This window comes from Enterococcus dongliensis (genome assembly GCF_031927985.1).
Lineage (GTDB): Bacteria > Bacillota > Bacilli > Lactobacillales > Enterococcaceae > Enterococcus_A > Enterococcus_A dongliensis.
Genome location: NZ_JARPZC010000045.1, coordinates 1 through 1,519 on the forward strand (window position 1 = coordinate 1; position 1,519 = coordinate 1,519).

The 1,519-nt window shown below is 37.5% G+C and carries 1 protein-coding gene; it reads left to right on the plus strand.

The window, feature by feature from the left end; all coding sequences use genetic code 11:
- Nucleotides 1-270 precede the first annotated feature (270 nt).
- Complete coding sequence (locus P7D84_RS13655; protein WP_010748508.1) at nt 271-1,458, plus strand: IS110 family RNA-guided transposase; 1,188 nt, start codon at nt 271-273, stop codon at nt 1,456-1,458.
- Nucleotides 1,459-1,519: the final 61 nt, after the last annotated feature.

Here is a 1,519-nt window from a genome sequence, read left to right on the forward strand (position 1 = left end):
ATTGGATAACCCTATGAACCATCGTTATTTTAATTTGGTATTAACTCATTCATTTTGAGATAATATATTTATTGGATTGAGAGGCTATGCCGTTGCCTCCTTGAGTTTTGAAGCTCGTAATCGAAAGACTGGCACCTCTCTCTGATAAGTGGATTACGTATGAGTTAGATGTTGAAAGTTTTTGCTTTACTCCGTATCTCGTACAAGGTAGTGACGCTTTTCAGTTGAGCGGGTTTCAATCCAAAATATTTTTTTAGAAAGGTCAAATGTATGTACTTCTTAGGAATTGATATCGGCAAGCGAACTCACGTGGCTTCTTTAATGAGTGAAGAAGGTAAAGTGATCCTAAAAGGTTTTTCTTTCCCTAACACTACTGAAGGAGCTGATTCCCTGATTGAGCGGCTTTCAAAATATTCAGAGACTCCCGCTGACTTTATTGTCGGAATGGAAGCTACGGGTCATTATTGGCTCTCCATCTTTTCATACCTCCACGAATCAGACTTTTTGATTCACGTTGTGAATCCTCTTCAAACCGATGGCTGGCGCAAAGGAACAGAAATCAGAAAACGAAAAAATGATATTATTGATTCTGTTTTGATTGCTGACTTGATGCGTTATGGTTCCTTTGTAGAAACAGTATTGTCTGATGAAAATGTTTTTTCGTTAAAACAACTTTCACGTTACCGAACCTATTTAGTAGGTACCGCAAGCGACTTCAAACGAAAAATCATAGCTGTACTAGATCAAGTGTTTCCTGAATATGCATCAATTTTTTCTAAACAAGGTATTTTCGGAAAAGCGTCTAAAGAGTTATTGCTTGAGTTTAGTTCTCCTATAGAGCTAGAAGAAATTTCGGCAGAAACGTTGGCTCAATACTTAGCTGAGTTAAGCAGGAACCGAATAAAGCCAGAGAAAGCAGATCAATTGAAGCAAGCAGCTTCTAACTCCTTTGGAGTGAAATTTGCTCAAGAAGCTTTTACATTTCAATTACGCTCCATGATTGAACAATTGAAATTCATCGAAAGCCAAGTAAAAGAAACTGAAAAAGAAATTAAGCGCATAATGAGTAATTTAGACTCTGTTATTCTCACAATCCCTGGAATCGGCCCTATAAATGGCGCGACAATTCTTGGTGAAATTGGAGACATTCGCAAATTTTCTAATCCGAAAAAACTGGTTGCTTATGCTGGCATAGACGCGTCTGTGTCCCAATCTGGGCAATACGAAGCAACACATAATGTTATGAGCAAGCGTGGATCTCCATACTTACGAAAAGCCTTGTTTTCAGCTGCTCTAGTTGCTTCTCAATGTGATCCTGTTTTTCGCGCGTTTTATCAGAAAAAAATTTCTGAGGGAAAGCATCATCTGACGGCCTTAGGTGCTGTTTCTCGTAAGCTTTGTTATGTGATTCATGCTATTTTAACTAAAAATGAACCTTATAAGATTGTTTCCGATTAGCTATTGAACAATCAAAAAAATCTAATAGTGAAAGGTCTATTTGTTGTACTCATTTTTTGGA

Excerpts from the sequence above, each read along its gene's own strand:
- P7D84_RS13655 (WP_010748508.1), top strand. The coding sequence starts at position 271 with ATGTACTTCTTAGGAATTGATATCGGCAAGCGAACTCACGTGGCTTCT.